The organism is Streptomyces sp. NPDC059080 (assembly GCF_042739975.1).
In the GTDB taxonomy this organism is placed as follows: Bacteria; Actinomycetota; Actinomycetes; order Streptomycetales; family Streptomycetaceae; genus Streptomyces; species Streptomyces benahoarensis.
The window spans coordinates 1-18,803 of record NZ_JBHYGX010000004.1; the positions used below are offsets into that span (position 1 = coordinate 1).

Below are 18,803 nucleotides of genomic sequence, written 5' to 3' on the forward strand. Positions count from 1 at the left end.
GCGCGCGCCCGCGCGCCGCGGCGCGGGCGCCACCCCCCCCCTCACACCCGGCGGGGCGGCCCCTCTCCTCCAGGGACCCCCTGCGGCGCGTCTGCCCCGCCCCGGCCCCCCCCCCGCGCGCCCCGGTCCCGCGCCCGCCCGGCCCGGTGCCCGCCGCCCGGCCGGGGCCGCCGCGCCGGACGCCCGCGCGCTCACGGCCGTCCGCTCGGCGGCACCACCTCGGCCGCCGGTACCGGTCCGGGCGGGGTGCCGTCGCCGAACGGGCGGCCGCCCATCTCCTCGCGGTGGTGTGGCGTCAGCCAGCCGTCCAGCTCCGGGCCGTCCGGCACGATCCCGGTCGGGTTCACGCCGGTGTGCACCCGGTAGTAGTGCTGCTTGATGTGGTGGAAGTCGACGGTGTCGCCGAACCCGGGCGTCTGGTAGAGGTCCTTCGCGTACGCCCACAGCACCGGGTCCTCGGCCAGCTTGAAGCGGTTGCACTTGAAGTGGCCGTGGTAGACGGGGTCGAACCGCACCAGCGTGGTGAAGAGCCGGATATCGGCCTCGGTGATCGTGTCCCCGACGAGGTAGCGCCGCTCGGCCAGCCGCTCCGACAGCAGGTCCAGCCGCCGGAACACCGCCGCGTACGCCGTGTCGTACTCCTCCTGTCCGGTCGCGAACCCGGCGCGGTAGACCCCGTTGTTGAGGTCCCGGTAGACGCCCTCCATCACCTCGTCGATCTCGTCGCGCAGCGCCTCGGGGTAGAGGTCGGGTGCCCCGGGACGGTGCAGCGCCCGCCACTCGGTGGCCAGGTCCCGCGTGATCTGCTGGAAATCGTTGGTGACGAGCTGTCCGCTCGGTACGTCCACGACCGCCGGGACGCTCACCCCGCCCGGGTATCCCGTCTCCCGCCGGTCGTACGCCTCGCTCAGGAAGCGGATGCCGAGGACGGGGTCGCGGTCGCCGGGGTCGAGGGTGAAGCGCCAGCTGCGGTCGTCCTGGATCGGGTCGACGATCCCCAGGGACAGCGCGTCCTCCAGCCCGAGCAGCCGCCGGGAGATCACCACCCGGCTCGCCCAGGGGCAGGCGCGGCTGGCGATCAGCCGGTAGCGCCCGGCCTCGACCGGCCAGCCGAACCGGCCGTCTGCGGTGATGCGGTCGGCGAAGTGGCTGCGGGAACGGGAGAACGGCTTGCGGCCGTAGGCGGCGTTGCCGACGCCGCCGCCGGCGTCGGACGCGGCTCCTGCGGTGCTGCTCCCGGAGCCGGCTCCGGCTCCGGACCCGGCGTCGTGGCTGTCGTGCGGGCGGGCCATCGCTCACTCCTTGCCGTGGGGTGCTACCTGCCCGCCAGCTTTCCCGCCCGGGGCCGCCGCGTCCTGGAGGCATGGGCCGACCGGGCGCCCCGGCCACCCGGCGGAGATCCGGAGTCGGACCCGAGAGTGCTCGAATGATGGGACTGCAGCCCGTCCGAGCGCGTGATTCTCGCCACCTCTGATAACCCCCGTGCTCAGATGAGCAATCCGCACGGGGGTCCATCTCTCCAATGCTGGCACTGGGTGCCACGTAGTTGATGTTCATTACTCGTAGTGAGATGCGGCAGAGAGTAATGGATAGGCGAAATTCCGCAACACTCCGCTCACGTCCATTCAAGTAATGTATTCACTCGTCAAGGAGATACCTCTTTCGATCCAGTGGCGGACGGGCGGTTACGTACGCATGTCGACCAAGTGGACGTACCCAGATCCCTTCGATCTGGGTATGTTCCTCGCCGTCAGGGCAGCCATCCGCGAGGAGTCCAGTCCCGTGTCGGAAACACAGAATCCCCACGTAACCCAGCCTGCGTCCGCGAAGTTCGTGTACGACTTCACCGAGGGCAACAAGGACCTCAAGGACCTGCTCGGCGGCAAGGGCGCCAACCTCGCCGAGATGACGAACCTCGGTCTGCCCGTCCCGCCCGGCTTCACCATCACCACCGAAGCCTGCAAGGTGTACCTGGAGAGCGGGGAGGAGCCCGCGGCACTCCGTGCCGAGGTTTCGCACCACCTTGACGCCCTTGAGCAGCGGATGGGCAAGAAGCTCGGCCAGGCCGACAACCCGCTGCTCGTATCGGTGCGTTCGGGTGCGAAGTTCTCCATGCCCGGCATGATGGACACCGTCCTCAACATCGGCCTCTCCGACGCCTCGGTGAGCGGCCTGGCGCAGCAGGCGGGCTCCGAGCGGTTCGCGTGGGACTCCTACCGCCGCCTCATCCAGATGTTCGGCAAGACCGTGCTGCACGTCGACGGCGACCTCTTCGAGGAGGCGCTGGAGGAGGCGAAGAAGGCCAAGGGCGTCACCGTCGACGTCGACCTCGACGCGGGCGACCTCAAGACGCTGGTCGAGCAGTTCAAGGGCATCGTCGCCCAGGAGACCGGCCGGGGCTTCCCGCAGGACCCGCGCGAGCAGATGGACCTCGCCGTCCGCGCGGTCTTCGACTCGTGGAACACCGACCGTGCCAAGCTCTACCGCCGCCAGGAGCGCATCCCCGGCGACCTCGGCACCGCCGTCAACGTCTGCTCGATGGTCTTCGGCAACCTCGGCCCGGACTCCGGCACCGGCGTCGCCTTCACCCGCGACCCGGCCAGCGGCCACCAGGGCGTCTACGGCGACTACCTGCAGAACGCGCAGGGCGAGGACGTCGTCGCCGGTATCCGCAACACCGTGCCGCTGGCCGACCTGGAGGGCATCGACAAGACCTCCTACGACCAGCTGATGCAGATCATGGAAACGCTCGAAACGCACTACAAGGACCTGTGCGACATCGAGTTCACCATCGAGCGCGGCAAGCTGTGGATGCTCCAGACCCGCGTCGGCAAGCGCACCGCCGGCGCCGCCTTCCGCATCGCCACCCAGCTCGTCGACCAGGGACTCATCGACGAGGCCGAGGCCCTCCAGCGGGTCAACGGCGCGCAGCTGGCGCAGCTGATGTTCCCCCGTTTCGACCTCGGCGCGAAGGCCGACGCCATCGGCCGCGGCATCGCGGCCTCGCCCGGTGCCGCCGTCGGCAAGGCCGTCTTCGACTCGTACACCGCGGTCAAGTGGTCCCGCTCGGGTGAGAAGGTCATCCTCATCCGCCGTGAGACCAACCCCGACGACCTCAACGGCATGATCGCCGCCGAGGGCATCCTCACCTCCCGCGGCGGCAAGACCTCGCACGCCGCCGTCGTCGCCCGCGGCATGGGCAAGACCTGCGTCTGCGGCGCCGAGGAGCTGGAGGTGGACACCAAACGCCGCCGGATGACGACGCAGGACGGCGTGGTCGTCGAGGAGGGCGACACCGTCTCCATCGACGGCTCGACCGGCAAGGTCTACGTCGGCGAGGTGCCCGTCGTGCCGTCCCCGGTCGTCGAGTACTTCGAGGGCCGGATGCACGCCGGTGCCGACGACGCCGACGAGCTGGTCAAGGCCGTCCACCGGATCATGGCGTACGCGGACCGGGTCCGCCGTCTGCGGGTCCGCGCCAACGCCGACAACGCCGAGGACGCCGCCCGCGCCCGCCGGTTCGGCGCCCAGGGCATCGGCCTGTGCCGCACCGAGCACATGTTCCTCGGTGAGCGCCGCGAGATGGTCGAGCGCCTGATCCTCGCCGACACCGACGCCGACCGGGACGCCGCCCTCGACCAGCTGCTGCCGCTCCAGAAGGCCGACTTCATCGAGCTGTTCGAGTCGATGGACGGCCTGCCGGTCACCGTCCGGCTGCTGGACCCGCCGCTCCACGAGTTCCTGCCCGACATCACCGAGCTGTCGGTCCGCGTCGCGCTCGCCGAGGCCCGCAAGGACGCCAACGAGAACGACCTGCGCCTCCTCCAGGCCGTCCACAAGCTGCACGAGCAGAACCCGATGCTGGGTCTGCGCGGTGTCCGCCTCGGCCTGGTCATCCCCGGTCTGTTCGCCATGCAGGTACGGGCCATCGCGGAGGCCGCGGCCGAGCGCAAGGAGGCCAAGGGCGACCCGCGTGCGGAGATCATGATTCCGCTGGTGGGCACCGTCCAGGAGCTGGAGATCGTCCGCGACGAGGCCGAGCAGGTCATCGCCGAGGTCGAGAAGACCCACGGCGTCAGCCTCAAACTCACCCTCGGCACCATGATCGAACTGCCCCGCGCCGCCCTCACGGCCGGTCAGATCGCCGAGTCCGCCGACTTCTTCTCCTTCGGTACGAACGACCTCACGCAGACGGTCTGGGGCTTCTCCCGCGACGACGTCGAGGCCAGCTTCTTCACCGCGTACCTGGAGAAGGGCATCTTCGGCGTCAGCCCCTTCGAGACGATCGACAAGGACGGCGTCGGCTCGCTGGTCCGCAACGCCGCCGCGGCGGGCCGGGCGACCCGCCCCGACCTGAAGCTCGGCGTCTGCGGTGAGCACGGCGGCGACCCGGAGTCCGTGCACTTCTTCCACGAGGCCGGACTCGACTACGTCTCCTGCTCGCCGTTCCGCATCCCGGTCGCCCGCCTGGAGGCCGGCCGTGCGGCCGCCGAGGCCAAGGGGAGCGACAGCCGCTGAACCACGGGTGCCGGCCGTGCCCTCACACGTCCGGCCCCGTACTCCCACCGGAACCGACGGCCCGGCACCCCACCCTCACCGCCGCGCCGAGGCTCCGGCCCAAGCGAGGGCGGCACCTGTGCGGAGGTGCCGCCCTCGGTTTTGCGCTACGGATTTCTTCGGTACGGATTCGGCCTGCGGGGGTGGCCGAGTGGCGCGGGAGCCTTCGTTCGGCGACGCGGCCACGCGGTGGGCAGTGGTCCCGTAGGTCCGGCACCACCGCGGACATCCGGACAAGGGCGGCACCTGTGCGGAGGTGCCGCCCTCGCTTTTTCCGAACTCCCCCCTCGGGAGCCGCCGCCTCCCATGTCGGCGTGGGGGCGGCTTTCAACGCAATGCGGCGCGGCCGCTTCCCTGCCCGTCACCCCCCACGGGATCGAGCAATCCGGGCCGCGTACACCGGCGTTGAATTGAGTACAGCATTCCTGGTGTCCACCCCTGTGCGCGACCCTTTTCAACTCTGGCCAAAAGGGCATGGTGACCGCACGTATCGGCGTGCATACTCAGGCGGTCGGGGTCGTCAGAGGTAACCAGGGGTGGGGGTTCGGTGTTACGCGTCCATTTCAGTGGACCCGATCTGGCCCGCGTGCGGATAGCCGCACGGCCCGATGTGCTGTGGGAAACCATTTTAAGTTTTCACCGACTCCGTGACCGGCGGGACGGCCTGGCCTTCGGGAAATGGCGTGCGGAAACCCGGGAAAAGTTGAACGGCGAAACGCGGCTGCTGGCGCCGCTCGTGCCCACCCGGGGCTATTTCCCGGATTTCCTCACCCCGCCCGAGGGGCAACTCGGCGTCGACGACGCCCTGTCCGCGCTGCGCGAGACGCCGCCCGCCCGCGTCCACACCGAACTGGCCGGGCTCGCCCGCACCCGGACGCTGCCCGCCTGGATACGGGCCATGGGCGACGGCGACACCCGCCAACTCGGCCATCTCGCCGGAGCCCTCCGGCGCTACCACGCGGCGGCCGTTGCCCCCTACTGGCCGCGACTTCAGGCCCGTATAGAGGCCGACCGCGCCGCCCGGGGCCGGACCCTGCTCGACGGCGGCGCCGACCGGCTGCTCGCCACCCTCCCGTCGGCACTGCGCTGGCGCGCCCCGGTCCTGGAGATCGATTACCCCGTCGACCGCGACCTCCACCTGGGGGGACGCGGGCTCCTCCTCATGCCGTCCTACTTCTGCCGCCGCACGCCAGTCACCTTCCACAACCCGGACCTCACACCGGTGCTGGTCTACCCCGTCGACCACCCGGCCCCACGCGCCACATCCGTACCACCGCCCGGCCGCTCCCTGGGGCGCCTCGTCGGGCAGACCCGCTCCGCGATCCTCCGCGGCGTCGGCTCCGGCTGCACCACCACCGAACTGGCCCGCCGCGCCGACGTCTCCCTCGCCTCCGCCAGCCAACACGCGACGGTGCTCCGCGACGCCGGCCTCCTCCTCACCCTCCGCCGCGGCAACGCGGTGCTGCACACCCTGACCCCGCTCGGCGCGGCCCTCCTGAGGGGCGGTCAGGCGGGCGAGGACGAGGCGGGCTGAGTCCGACGGGGCGCCGGCGGGCGGATCAGGTCCGTTCCCACCCGGACCGGGGAAGGGAGCAGCCTGATGTCGTTTCTGCGAGGCGCTTTCGGAATTTCTTCGGGGCGGCCTTGCCCCTGCGGGGGTTACCCGTTCTGCTCGCGGTAGAGCGCGATGGCGCTTTCGGTGGGGAGGTTGGGCACGGTGACGGATTCGCCGGTCGCCTTCGACACCACGATCTTCGCTCCACCGGGCGGCGCGGGAAGCGGGTTTCCTGCGGCATCGGTCCGGGAGGTCTGCGGGAAAACGGGGAAGACGAGGTAGCCGATATCGAATTCCTCGACGGCCAGGGGCGCCGGAGTGCCATCGGGCAACTTCGGCTCCGCGTAGCGGCTACGGACGAGCGCGAGCGCTTCCTCGGAGGTGGTCGGCGGGGTGTCGGCGTGCTGGGGCATGGCCGCTTGGCTCCTGTTCAGTGTAATCCGGTGTGCTTGGTGTAATCCTGTGTGCTTGCTTCCGGGGGATCCTTCGTACGGTCCGGGCTGCAGAGCGCCCGCGCCTCGTGCCGCCGCGAACCGAACCGCGTCGACCGCGGACGCCGGGCGGCGAAGGGGACGGTCCCGTCACATCTTTCCCTCGTGCGGTGCGGGCGGCCTAAGAGGTGTACGTCTTGTCCACTGTACGATTCAGGGAAGCCGCGAGAGATCAAGACCGCTGCCACCCGTGCTTCAACAGGGTTTCGACGGCTCGGTCGACGTCGGGGCGTCCTGGGCCTCCCGGAGCCCAGAGGGACCAGTAGGTAGAGATGTCCAGAGCGATCTCGCCCTGATCTCTATGAATTCGATACTCGAACGGTGCGTGTACGACGGACGCTCCGATCGGACCGTAGATCCAGGACGCGTCACCGATGGACTTGACCGGATGCTCCACGTACCCTCGCGCCACTTCCAGGCTGACGGTTTGTTCACCCTCCGGGAGAAAACTGTCCGGGAGCCGGGCCATCATGCCGTTGAACTCGATCTCCTGCCACCCGATGCTGAGGCCGGCAGCGTCGGATGCGTCTTCAGAGAGAAGGCTCTCGACGAAGGCGAGTGCCACACTTTCGCTGATTTCTTGGACATTGGTTACCGGCGAATTGCGTCCGCGCGGATCTGCTGTGAGACCTTCCGGAAGGTTGCTGCATCGCAGTATCCCGAATTCGCGCAGGCGTGATGGTGAGGTGATGGGGAGGTCGAATTCATTGTCCCAGTAAGAGGTTTCGACCTCCATGGAAAGTGGGATGCACAGCCTCTGCGCGAACTGAAAAACGCTGGTGATCGCGAGTCTGGCCAATCCGATGTGATCTTCGCTCATCGCTTCGACGTCGCGTTCCAGTCGGATGGAAGATCCCGGGAAGTCGATAATTCTGGCCTGTGTCATCGGATGCGCTCCCACTTGACCCCGTCATGCATGTATTCTGCCAGTACGCCAAGGTCCGGATCCGAGCAGATGATGCGGTCCAGCTTTTCGGCGTCGGGTGTCTTTCCCAGATTCTCCAGGATGTCGTCGAAAAGATTTCTTTCACCGATGAGAGTGCCGTCCGGCCTGCGGAGGGTGACGCTTCCATCGGGGAGCCTCTCGGTCGTCAGCCCCTTTTTCGATCGCACCTCGGCCTTCACCTTGAGGTAGATGCTGACATCTCGCGGCCGCGGAAGCGGGACGCCGTACGCCTCCCGCTTGTTGATTTTATCGAAGCCATGCGCTACCGCGTTTCTGATGTCGCCCGGCTTGGTGATCTCCTTCTCCACCGTCGTCACTTCTACGCGGCGTGTGATGGGACCGTTGGGTTCTGCGAGCCCGAGGTCGAATTCTGCCAGGGCCTCGTTCGATTCCGTGGTGGGCGCGTTCAACTCCAGTGCTGTGTGGAGCACATGGTCCGGATTCTCCTCCAGGAGCCTTCTTGCCTCGCGCATTTCGTTCAGGGTTTGCTCAAACTCTGCGTCGGCCTTCTGGGAGTGGAACTGGAGCCACGAATCCAGATCGACGATACGTTCCGCGGTGGGGCCGAGCAGGGCTTCGGCCTGGCTGCGGCGCTCGGCAAGGGACGACGGCTCTTCGTCCGGGGCGGGGGCGCTGCCCGGTTCCTCGGGTGCCGGGTGCTCGTCGGCCGAGGTGTGGTCGTCGTGTGGGTGTTCTTGCGCTGGTTCCGCCTCGGGCGTGGACACGTGGTCGTCATCCGTCGCCGGAGTATCCCGAGGGGGTCCGTGGTGACCGTCCGGGCTCTGGCTGGACTGCGGGTCGGCCGGGGACGGGTTCTGCCTCTGGGCATTCTCGGACGCCGGATGGCTGTCCGGCGCCGCGAGGGGCGGCTTGCCGTATGGCATCGGGTGTTGATCGTGGCGCAGCGCGTCGGCGAGGTACTGCGAGACGTGCGTGCCACGGCTGTCCGGCGTGTGCTCGCGGGCTGCCGCCGCACCGGAGAAAGGCCGCTCGCTGACGTGCGTGTCGTCGCTCTTGGCCGGGGTCTGGCCGAGGGGCGTGCCCTCGGCCGTGGCATCGGGGTGGGAGCTGTCCTCCTGGCCGGATGCGTGGGGTGAGGCCCCGGATGAGGCGTCGGACGGCGACGTGCCCTCATCGGCCGTGTTCTTGGTGTCGGCCTTCGCGTCGGCGCCGTTGTCCGCCCCGTTGCCGGTCTCCTTGCCCTTGTCCTTCTTGTCCCCGTCATCGCCGGTCTTGTTGACCGCGTGATCCGCGTGGAGGGGCTGGCGGTCGGGGCCCAGGGGGATGTGCCAGACGTTTTCGGCCTGGGGGATGTGGAGCGGCTCGTGGCTGACCTTTCCGGACTGGGTGTCGATCCAGATGATCTTGCCGTGGTGGTTGACCGCGTTGAAGGCGTGGCCGCCGCCGTTGTTGGGCCAGCTGACCTGGACGATGGCGGCCGAGCCGTGTCCGGCCTGCTGGAGTTCGTGGGCGATCCGGGCCGCCGTGTTGGGGTCGCCGCCGGGACCCGTGTAGGAGTGGGTGGCGCCGCTCCAGCGGATCTGGTTCTCGTTGGCATTGCTCTCGGGGGACCAGGTGTCCGGCTTGCCGTTGGCGTCGGTGTCGGGGGTGCGGGCGGCGGAGACCTGCGGGTTGCCGTACCAGGACTCCAGGAACGAACGGGAGCAGTCGGCGCAGTTGTTGCTGCGGCCGGGGACCGTGTGGCCGCCGTCGTTCTGCAACTGCCCCCAGGCCCCGAAGGGGTCGGCGAACCGCTGGGGCGTGCCGTCCTCGTTGCGCGGAACGGCGTCTTCCAGCCGCTGCTGGTCGTTGGGGTCGGGCGGCAGCAGACCACCGGGGTGGTGATCCAGGTCGTCGCGGATCGCCCCGAGGCTGTCGGGGTCATTCGGGTCCGCCGCCTCGGAGTCCTGGTCCGCGCCGTCCTGGTGCTGCGGATCCTGCTGGTCCGGCTGCGGGTCGGCCTGCTGATCGGCCTGCTGATCGGCCTGGTGATCGGCCTGGTGATCGGCCTGGTGGTCGTCGCCCTTCTGGTCCGGCTGCTCGGGCTGCTGTTCGCCCTGCTCGGGCTGGTGCTCCGACGGCTCGGTCTCGTGCTTCGGCTGCTCGGTGGGGGGCTCGGCCTGCGGGGCCGGTTCCTGCTGCGTCTGCGGGGACGCCTCGGCCACCGGGGGCTGCTGGTGGGGCACCTGCTGGTGCGGTGTCTGCTGCGGACCTTGCTGCTGCGGCTGCTGCTGTGGGGTCGGCTGCGTGGGCGTCTGCTGCGGCGCCTTCGTGTTCTGCGGCGACGGCGACGGCGACTGCTGGGGCTGAGGCTGAGGCTGAGGCTGGGACTGCTGCTGTTGCTGGGGGCCCTGCTGCTGGTGCGGTGCCTGCTGCGGCGCTTGCTGCTGTGGGGCCGGCGCCTGTTGCTGAGACGTCTGCTGCTGCGGCTGTTGGGTGTACGGGTTCTGCGGCTGAACCTGCGGGGCCGGCGCCTGCTGGTACGGGCCCGGCTGCTGTTGCGGCTGCGGCGACTGTGCGTATGGCGACGGCTGTTGCGGGTTCGGTTGCTGGGGCTGCGCGTACGGGCCCGGCTGTTGGGGCTGCTGGGCGTACGGGTTCTGATGGGGCTGCGGCTGTTGGGTGTGCGGGCCCGGCTGGGGCTGTGCGTACGGCCCGGGCTGCTGCGGCGACGGGGAGTACGGGCTGGGCTGCTGGTACGGCCCGGGCTGTTGCGGGTGCGGCTGTTGCGCGTACGGGCCCTGTTGCTGCGGGCCCGGCTGCTGCGCGTACGGCGTCTGCTGGTTCTGCGCGTACGGGCCGGGCTGCTGATTCTGGGCGTAAGGATTGGGCTGCTGGTGCTGCGGGGTCGGCTGCGACGCGTAGGGGCCCGGCTGCTGTTGCGGCTGCGGCTGCGGCTGCGGCTGGTTCGGGCCGGGCTGCGGGGAGTGCGGGCCGGGTTGCTGTTGCGGGTGGGGCTGTTGTGCGTACGGGCCGGGCTGCTGCTGGGGCTGCGGCTGCGGGGCGTAGGGCCCCGGTTGGGGCTGCTGGTACGGGTTCGCCTGGGCCTGCTGCTGGTGCGGGCCCGGCTGCGGTTGCTGGGCGTACGGACCCGGCTGGTTCTGCTGGGGCTGCGGCTGTTGTGCGTACGGGCCCGGCTGCTGGGCGTAGGGGTTCTGCTGGGGCTGGGGATGTTGGGTGTGCGGGCCCGGCTGAGGCTGGGCGTACGGGCCGGGGGCCTGCTGATGCTGAGGCTGCGGGTTCTGGGGGGTCGGCTGCTGGGCGTACGGGCCGGGCTGCTGCTGCGGGCCCGGCCCCGGCTGTTGCGCGTACGGGCCGGGGGTCTGCTGCGGCCCCGGCTGCGGCTGTTGTGGGTAGGGCCCCGGCTGTTGCGCGTACGGGCCCGGCTGTTGCTGGGGGCCGGGTGCCTGGTGCTGCTGGGGCTGGGGGTTTTGCTGGGCCGCGGCGGGGTCGAACGGGCGGCGGTTGGCGTCGAGGGTGAGGTGCCAGACGTTCTCGGCGCTGGTGTTGATGGGCTGTTGGCTGATCTCGCCGCTCTGGCTGTCGACCCAGATGACGCGGCCGTTGTGGTTGACCGCGTTGAAGACGTGCGCGCCGCCGCCGCTGCCGTCGGGCTTCTTGGGCCAGGTCACCAGGACCGCGGAAGAGGCGCCGTGGCCGGCCTTGCGCAGTTCGTCGGCGATCCGGGAGTAGCCGTCCTTCGCGTTCTGCCCGGAGTTGCGGAAGGTCGTTCCGGCCCACTGCTCGATGTGGGCGGTGCCGTCGCGCTCGCCGGAGGCGCGGTCGATGCCGCCCTTGCCATCCGGGTCGTAGGTGCGTACCGCGGAGACCTGCGGGTTGCCGTACCAGGACTCCATGAACGAACGGGTGCAGTCGGCGCAGTTGTTGGAGCGGCCGAGGACGTTGACGCCGCCGTCGTTCTGGAGCTGCGCCCAGGGCTGGAACGGGTCGTTGAACGGCCGCGGGGACCCGTCCGGATTGCGCGGGAAGTTCGCCAGCAGCGCCTGCTGGTCGTGCGGATACGGCGAATAGAGGCCGTTCGGCTTGACCTGGAGGCCGATGCGTACGTCGGTGTGGCTGCGCAGGTGCGGGGGCTGCGGCACCGGCGGCTGATGCGGGGGCGGCACCTGGCCATGGCCCTGCTCGGGGCCCTGCTGGTGGGGCTGCTGCTGGTGCTGGGGCTGATGGTGCGGCGGCTGCTGCGGCTGCTGCGGCTGCTGGTGCTGTGGGGTGTACGGGCCCTGGTGGTGGGGCTGTTGCGGGTGGGGGACGTTGCCGTGTGGGGCCGGGCTCCCGGCGGAGTGGAGGCCCGGGGCCGTCGGGGGCGTGGCCGGGACGCCGTCCCGGGGACGGTCCGTACGGCCGGGCTGCGTGGTGGCACCGGCCGGGGTGTCGGGGCGGCGCGAGGCGTCCGGTCCGGGCGCTTCCGGCCGGGGGGCGGCGGCGCCGGGGCGCGTGCCGGGCCCGTCGCCGGGGGGACGGTTGCCCTCCGGGGCAGGGGAGGCCGGGCGGCCGTCCCCGGGGGCGGTGGTCCCGGTCCGGTCGCCCTGAGGAGCGGTGGCGTCGGGCCGGTCGCCCTGGGGGCGGTCGGTGCCCGGGCGTTCGCCGGTCGGGCGGGTGGGGGAGTCGGCGGGGCGGGGTGTGGCTTCCGGGGTGCGTTGCCCCTCGTCCCGGCGGGTGGCGTCGGGCCGGGTGGCATCGCCGGTGCCGGGCCGGGACTCGCCGTCGCGGGCGGGCCCGTCGAGGCGCGGGTGGTGCGGTGGCGCCTGCGGGGCCGGCTGCCGGGTGTGATCCTGGACCACCTGGGAGCCGTCGGGTCTGCGCTGGTCACCGGGTGGTGCGGCGTCGTTCGGCCGCGGGCCGTCGAGGCGGGGGTTGTAGGGCCGGGACGTCTCCTCCCTGCGAGGGCCGTCGAGGCGCGGGTTGTACGCGGGGCGGTCGGCGGTGGGCCGCCGGGAGGCGTCCTGGATCGCCTGGGAGCCGTCGGGGCGGCGGTGGGGGCCGGGGCGGTTGGGGGTGTTCGCGGACGGGGTGCCGCCACGGGGTGAGGTGGTGCCGGGGCCGCCCTGGGAGGGGACGCCGCCCTGGGAGGGCATGGCGCCCGTCATCACCGGGCCGCCGGACTGCGGTACCCCGGACTGCGGGGACTGCTGGTGGGGCGCGGACGCGGTGGGTCCGGCGGTGTCCGGTGCCTGCTGGGTGGGCGGCGGCAGGGTCGCCGAACCGGCGGACTGGGTGGTGACGGTGGTGTCGTCGGGGTCGTGCACGGTCGGCATCGGGTTGCCGGGGGCCGGGTCGCGCTGCTGCACCGGGGGCGCCGGCGGCGCGTGGTGGAGCGGGGCGCCCTGCGACGGCGCGCCCATGTGCGGCACGGACGGACGCCCGGTACCGGCGCTCGCGCCGCTGCCGGAGTCGCCGGAGGAGTCGTGGCCGGCGGACGGACCACCGTCCGACACGGGCGGGTTACCACCCAGGGGCTCGGGACCCGGCGACGACGGCGCGGGCGACGGCTCAGGCACCGGCGACGGCTCGGGCCGCACCGCGTCCGGGGTGTTGTCGTGCGCGGGTTGGGTGCTGACGGGGTCCGGGCCGAGGTGGGAGCGCGTCGCGTTGTCGTGTGCCGGTTGGGTGGTGATCGAGTCCGGGTCGGGTCCCGGGGCGGGGCGTCCCGCGTCCGTGGTGTTGTCGTGCGCGGGTTGGGTGCTGACGGGGTCCGGGCCGAGGTCGGGCCGTGTCGCGTGGTCGTGCGCGGGCTGCGTGCCGACGGGGTCCGGGCCGGTCGTGCCGTACGGGCTGTCGTTGCCGCCCTGGTAGCCGTCGTCGAACGGGGACCGCTGGTCCGGGGGCGGCAGCGGCTGGGTCGGCGGGAGGTTGCGCGCCGGGTCCGTGGTGGGGGAGTCGGGCGAGGCGGGGGCGGTGCGCGGGCCACCCGTGTCGCCCAGGGTGGTGTCCCGGTCGCCGCCCACGTTGTCCGACGCACGTGGGGAGTGCGTGGCGGGCCCGTCGCCCGTGTCGCCGCGGTCGCCCGGGCCGTCACCGGTGTCGCCGCGGTCGCCTCCGTCGGGACCGTCGCCTCCGTCGGAACGCGATCCGGGACCGTCGCCGCCCTCGGGCCCGCTGCCCTCGGGCCCGTTGCCGCCGCGGTCGCCGGGACCGTCGCCACCGCGCTCGCCCGGGCCGTCGCCGCCGTGCCCGCCGGAGCCGCCTTCACCCGAGCCGCCGTCGCTGCCGTGGCCGGCGGCGGAGTCCAGGCCGCCGCGGGCGCGGTGCCCGGCCCGGCCGGCGGCGCCGTCGCGCAGGCTCTCGCCGAGCGTCTCGCCGGTGTTCTCCAGGGCGTCCTTGCCCGCCGCGTACCCCTCCTTCGCGGTGCGGCTCAGGTTGTAGCCGTTCTGCGCGCCGAAGTTCTGGTTGACGGTCTGCGCGATGAGGTCGGAGGCCATCGCCTCCAGCGCCGAGATGACCGGCTCCTTGGCCGCCTCAAGAATGGCGTCCAGCAGCTGCTTGGCGACCTCCTTGAGGATCCGGCGGACCATCTCACGCGTGGCCAGCGTCGCCGCCGCGCCGCCGATCTCCGACAGGCCGAGCGTGAACGGTGCCGCCACCTGCGCCGCGATGATCTCCGCCGCCAGAATCGCCAACTGGACGATGACGGCCACCTTCATGCCGATGACCAGCACGGCCGCGGCTTCCAGCGTGAAGGCGATCACCTCGGCGGCCTGCGCCGCGTCGTCGAGGTACCCCGAGCCGCCGGAGAACTTGTCCCACTCCTTCCGGAAGCCGTCGATGGCGTCTCCGGAGTTCTCCGACAGGACGTTCCCGGCGTACGACGTGCCCTGCGCCGCGTGCCCCTGGACCTCCGACGCGAAGGTGCGCCACACCTGGGCGCACTCCATGAGCTTGTCCTCATCCGCGTGCGGCCAGTTGAAGCCGAGCATGTCCAGGACCCACTCCAGCGGATCCGGCAGCATGACAGACAAGACGAAGCTCCCCCGTGAGATGACGCTGCATGGTGCGTGGGCGGAAGGCGGGTGGTGACCTGCCGTCCGGTGGGTGCCGCGGTACGGCGCCGACGTGATCAGGGCTCGGGAAACCGGGCCCCGGTGTGCGGAATCAGTGGCCGGGCGCGGGCGGGAAGGGTGACGGTCAGACCGGCTTCATGCTGCTGGAGGAGGCCGTCGGGTCCTGCCAGCCCTGCTTGTTCGCGACCTTCTGCTTGATCAGCGTGTCGTTGAAGTCCTCGTTCTCGGCATGGTTCTTGGACATCTCCTGCAGCGCCTTGCCGATCTTCTGGAACTGCGCGGACAGGTGCCCCATCGACTCGTACATGCCGTCGCGGACGCCCTCGTAGACGACGCCGAACTTCTCGCCGATGTCGTCGTCGCCCCAGGGCGGGGCGCCGGCCATGCTGTCGAGCGTCGTCAGACCGCCGACGAACTGCTGCCCGAACGACTTCTCCGGAGGGGTGCCGCCGCCCGGCTTCGCCGTGGCGGGCGGTCCGGCGCCCAGTGCGCTCAGGCCGTCCATCAGCCGCGTGACCGACGCGGAGAAGTCCTCGCCGAGCTGGTGGAAGTGGGTGCCCTGGGTCTTCAGACCCTCGGTATTGACCTGGAAGCTGCTCGATCCGGCCACGATGTCCCCCGACTCCGTAACGGTTGTCCCATGACACTTTCAAGTCGGAGTGTAGTCAGGGGCACTGACAAGAGAACAGGTGATGAGGGCCACGTGCTGTTGCGGCGGCGGTGAGCGCGGGCCCGCCGGCGGGCAGGAGCGGCCCGTCGGCGCCCGTTGCGCGAGAGGTCAGCCGGGCCGGTTGGCGCGGAGACGGTGGTAGAGCTTGACGGCTTCCGGCGGCGGGAAGTTGGGCAGGAAGGTCACCTCGCCGTCCTCCTTGGCGATCACGACGTTGCTGCCGCCGGGCTGCGCCGGGGGGGCGCTCGGGTCCTCCGGGAGCGGCCAGCCCGCGTGGATGAGGTAGCCCTCGTCGAATTCGTGGACGAAAAGGCCGGTGGGGCCACCGGGCGAGCCGACCGGCGGGAAGTGGTTCCGCCCGATCTCCAGCGCCTGGTCCGCGCTGTGCGGCACCGGTCCGCCCGTGGTCTGCGCCTCCGGGGGAAGCGGGGGCGGCGGCGGGGGCAGGGCGGAACCGCCGACCGGCGTGCCGGGGTCAGTCATGGATGCTCCTCGTTCGGTGCGCTGCGGATGAGGACGGTCAAGGTAACCCACGCGGCCGAGGGCCGACCGGTTGCACCGGAGGGCCCGGCAGGCAGCCGATGGCCCGCCGTGGGGCGCCGCAACGTGGCACGACCACCGGACGGCCGGGGAGCCCTGCGGATGCCCGGAGCGGAGCGCCTGAGCGCTCCTGACGAAAGGCTCTCCGAGCGAGTGGGTCCACCCGGAGAGCAATGTCCGGGGCTCCTCGCCCGGCCCTCACTCATCGATCCCCGACCGCTCCACCCCCGCCACGATGTACCGCTGGAGCAGCAGGAAGACGACGATCAGCGGGGCGATGGAGACCGCGGCGGCGACGAAGAGTTCGTGGAGGTTGAGGTTCTGGGCGGTGGTGAAGGTCGACAGGGCGACCTGGACCGTCCATGCCTCCTGGTCCTGGCCGATGACCAGCGGCCACAGGAAGGCGTTCCAGGCGCCGATGAAGACGATGGTGGAGACGGCGGCGAACACCGGGCGGGAGTTGGGGACGACGATGCGCCAGTAGGTCCGCCAGTATCCGAGGCCGTCGACCCGCGCCGCGTCCTCCAGCTCCCGGGGGAAGCCGAGGAAGTACTGCCGGAAGATGAAGCAGGCGAACGCGCTGAACAGCGTCGGGATCACCAGACCGCGCAGCGTGGAGATCCAGCCCAGCGACGACACCAGCACAAAGCTCGGTACGAACGTCACGGCCGCCGGGACCATCAGCGTGCCGAGGATCGCGTAGAAGACGGCGTTGGCGCCGCGGTACGGGATGCGGGCCAGCCCGTACCCGGCGAGGGACGCCAGCAACACCGTGCCGAGCGTCGTGGAGACCGCGATCAGCGTGGAGTTGAGCAGCGCGTGGCCCAGTGGGAGGTTCGGATCGTCGAAGACCTCGGTGAGGTTCGACCACTGCACATGGCGCGGGAAGAACGTCCAGTCCGGCGCGGTGATGTCCGCCTCGGTGGCCAGGCCGTTGCGCACCAGCAGGTAGAACGGGACGAGGAAGAGCAGCGCCAGGGCGGTCAGCAGCGCCACCCGCAGCGCGCGGCCCACCCGGATCCAGGCGTGGTGCATCGGCGGTCAGTCCTCCTTGCGGCCGAGGCCGAGCCAGCGGGCCTGGGCGACCGTCGCCACCGCGATGATCAGCGCGAGGATCACCGCGCCCGCGCTGCCCAGCCCGAGGTTCTGTTCCCGGCCGAGTGCCGTGTAGTAGAGGTAGACCAGCGGCGGCCGGGCGTACGGCGGATAGCCGCGGGCGTCGCTGAGCAGGTTGTAGAACTCGTCGAACGCCTGGAACGCGTTGATCACCAGCAGCAGCACCACCGCCACGGACGTGGCCCGCAGCTGCGGGAAGGTGAGGTGGCGGAACGTCTGCCAGCCGGGCCGCGCGCCGTCCACCGCCGCCGCCTCGTAAAGCTGCGGGGAGATCCGCTGGAGCCCGGCGAGGAAGAGGATCATGTAGAAGCCTGCCTGGAGCCAGAGCCGGACGGTCACGATGACCAGCCAGTACCAGGGCGGATCGGTCGTCGACAGCCAGGCCGTCTGGTCCGCGCCGAACCAGCCCAGCACCGTGTTGGCCAGGCCGAAGCGCACCCCGCTGAAGAGCGACAGCTTCCAGATCAGCGCCGCCACCACGTACGAGCACGCCGTCGGCAGGAAGAACACCGACCGGAAGAACGCCTGGGCGTAGCGCAGCCGGTTGACCATCACGGCCAGCGCCAGCGACAGCGCATACGTCGCGGGGACGATGAACAGGGTGAACAGCGCGAACGTGCCCAGGCTGGAGAGGAACGCGCCGTCCGTCAGCATCGACGTGTAGTTGCCGAGGCCCACGAAGTCGGTCGGGGTGACGGTGTTGTGCGCGTCGAAGAAGCTGAGGTAGACGCTCCACGCCAGCGGTACGTACGTGAACATCGCCAGGCCCAGCGCGAACGGGCCGACGAAGATCCAGAACCACAGGGAGCGGCGTTGCGGGCCGAACAACCGCGCGCCGGGCGTGCGCCGTTCGCGCTCCGCGGCGCCGCGCGCCCCCCGCCCGTCCGGGGGCGCCTCCGCGGTCCGCGCCGTCACCTCTTCCTGACCCGGGCCAGCTCGGCATCGACCGTGCGCACCACGGTCCGCATCTCGCTCTCCGGGGAGGCGCCGTCCTTGATGATGCGGCTCAGCGCGTCCTGGTAGGCAGTGCGCGACGCCGTCGTCCACCGCAGCGGTTCGGCGTGGCCGTGGTCGGTGGCGTACCGCACCGCGTCCGCGGCGGCGCCCGTCCGCAGCCGCGCCGCCTTCTTCGCCAGCGACGTCCGGGCCGGGATGTGGAAGCCGTACGACAGCGCGAAGTCCTGCTGGAGGTCGGTGCGTTCGATCCACAGCCAGGACGCGAACGCCTTGGCCTCCGCCTTACGGGCGCTGCGCGCGCTGACCGCCGAGGCGTAGGCGCCCACCGGGACGGCCGGTGCGCCGTGCGGGCCGTCCGCCGGGAACGGCAGAACGCCGAAGTCGTCGCCGAACGTCTGCTGGATCTGCGGCAGCGCCCACAGGCCCGACCACTGCATCGGGGTGAGTTCCTGGAGGAACGCCGCCGGGTCGGACCAGTCGGTGGGGGCGCCCAGCAGCAGCGACTTGTCGGCGTACAGGCGGCGGATCTTGCCGAGGGTGCGGGCGGCCGCCGGATCGTCGAAGCCGACCTTGCCGTCCTCGGTGACCAGGCTCAGCCCGGCGGCGAAGAGCGGCGTGCCGCCGAGGACGCCCGCGCCGCCGTCGTTCCCCAGGAACAGCCCCTTGGTCTTCTTCGTCGTCAGCTTCCGCGCGGCGTCCACCAGGGCGTCCAGGGTGCGCGGCGGTTCGGCCCCGGCGTCCCTCAGGAGGCTTTTGCGGTAGTAGAGCAGCTGGGTGTCGATGGTCTGCGGGATGCCCCAGATGCGGTCCTGCCAGATCTTGGGGGCCAGCACCGCCTGGTGGAAGTCGTCCTTGACCGGCTCGGCCTCGGGGGGGGGGGGGGGGGGGGGAGGAGCGCGCGGCGGGGGGCTGGGGGGGGGGGGGGGCTCTGAGACTAAAACGGCCGGGTGGT

Annotated in this window: 11 protein-coding genes; 2 read left to right on the forward strand and 9 right to left on the reverse strand. The window is 71.2% G+C overall.

What is annotated here, in order from left to right:
• Positions 1 to 191: 191 nt before the first annotated feature.
• Complete coding sequence (locus tag ACFWWQ_RS03765; protein WP_384589539.1) at positions 192 to 1,292, reverse strand: glutathione S-transferase family protein; 1,101 nt, start codon at positions 1,290 to 1,292, stop codon at positions 192 to 194.
• A 445-nt stretch (positions 1,293 to 1,737) separates the two neighbouring features.
• Here ACFWWQ_RS03765 and ppdK point away from each other — a divergent pair, with 445 nt between their 5' ends.
• The gene (gene ppdK, locus ACFWWQ_RS03770) at positions 1,738 to 4,518 is read left to right on the forward strand and encodes a pyruvate, phosphate dikinase (protein ID WP_384590269.1); all 2,781 of its coding nucleotides are present in this window, start codon (positions 1,738 to 1,740) and stop codon (positions 4,516 to 4,518) included.
• Positions 4,519 to 5,260: 742 nt separating this feature from the next.
• Entirely contained in the window at positions 5,261 to 6,091 is an 831-nt protein-coding gene (locus tag ACFWWQ_RS03775; RefSeq protein ID WP_384589543.1) for an ArsR/SmtB family transcription factor, read from the forward strand.
• A gap of 125 nt (positions 6,092 to 6,216) precedes the next feature.
• Here the strand turns inward: ACFWWQ_RS03775 and ACFWWQ_RS03780 are convergent, their stop codons facing one another.
• The 8 genes from ACFWWQ_RS03780 to ACFWWQ_RS03815 all read right to left on the reverse strand — a co-directional run.
• Positions 6,217 to 6,525, reverse strand: coding sequence for a hypothetical protein (locus ACFWWQ_RS03780; protein WP_384589546.1), 309 nt, complete (start codon positions 6,523 to 6,525; stop codon positions 6,217 to 6,219).
• A 250-nt stretch (positions 6,526 to 6,775) separates the two neighbouring features.
• Positions 6,776 to 7,489 (reverse strand): hypothetical protein, encoded by a 714-nt coding sequence (locus ACFWWQ_RS03785; protein WP_384589549.1) that lies wholly within the window; start codon positions 7,487 to 7,489, stop codon positions 6,776 to 6,778.
• A complete protein-coding gene (locus tag ACFWWQ_RS03790; protein WP_384590272.1) occupies positions 7,486 to 14,517 on the reverse strand; it encodes a toxin glutamine deamidase domain-containing protein in 7,032 nt (2,343 codons plus the stop codon). Before ACFWWQ_RS03790 ends, ACFWWQ_RS03785 begins: the two co-directional genes overlap by 4 nt.
• Positions 14,518 to 14,692: 175 nt before the next feature.
• Entirely contained in the window at positions 14,693 to 15,178 is a 486-nt protein-coding gene (locus ACFWWQ_RS03795; protein ID WP_384589552.1) for a hypothetical protein, read from the reverse strand.
• Between the two features lie 168 nt (positions 15,179 to 15,346).
• Entirely contained in the window at positions 15,347 to 15,721 is a 375-nt protein-coding gene (locus ACFWWQ_RS03800) for a hypothetical protein (protein WP_384589555.1), read from the reverse strand.
• A gap of 255 nt (positions 15,722 to 15,976) precedes the next feature.
• Entirely contained in the window at positions 15,977 to 16,813 is an 837-nt protein-coding gene (locus tag ACFWWQ_RS03805; protein ID WP_384589558.1) for a carbohydrate ABC transporter permease, read from the reverse strand.
• Positions 16,814 to 16,819: 6 nt separating this feature from the next.
• Positions 16,820 to 17,722, reverse strand: a complete 903-nt coding sequence (locus ACFWWQ_RS03810; protein ID WP_384590275.1) for a carbohydrate ABC transporter permease — start codon at positions 17,720 to 17,722, stop codon at positions 16,820 to 16,822.
• 83 nt (positions 17,723 to 17,805) lie between these two features.
• The coding region (locus ACFWWQ_RS03815) for an ABC transporter substrate-binding protein (protein WP_384589561.1) at positions 17,806 to 18,803 on the reverse strand (998 nt) is incomplete at its 5' end.

What these genes read in the sequence shown, in the direction of transcription:
- ACFWWQ_RS03800 (WP_384589555.1), bottom strand. Translation starts at nt 15,721, where the DNA reads ATGACTGACCCCGGCACGCCGGTCGGCGGTTCCGCCCTGCCCCCGCCG.
- ACFWWQ_RS03805 (WP_384589558.1), bottom strand. Translation starts at nt 16,813, where the DNA reads ATGCACCACGCCTGGATCCGGGTGGGCCGCGCGCTGCGGGTGGCGCTG.
- ACFWWQ_RS03780 (WP_384589546.1), bottom strand. Translation starts at nt 6,525, where the DNA reads ATGCCCCAGCACGCCGACACCCCGCCGACCACCTCCGAGGAAGCGCTC.
- ACFWWQ_RS03765 (WP_384589539.1), bottom strand. Translation starts at nt 1,292, where the DNA reads ATGGCCCGCCCGCACGACAGCCACGACGCCGGGTCCGGAGCCGGAGCC.
- ppdK (WP_384590269.1), top strand. Translation starts at nt 1,738, where the DNA reads ATGTTCCTCGCCGTCAGGGCAGCCATCCGCGAGGAGTCCAGTCCCGTG.
- ACFWWQ_RS03785 (WP_384589549.1), bottom strand. Translation starts at nt 7,489, where the DNA reads ATGACACAGGCCAGAATTATCGACTTCCCGGGATCTTCCATCCGACTG.
- ACFWWQ_RS03790 (WP_384590272.1), bottom strand. Translation starts at nt 14,517, where the DNA reads ATGCTGCCGGATCCGCTGGAGTGGGTCCTGGACATGCTCGGCTTCAAC.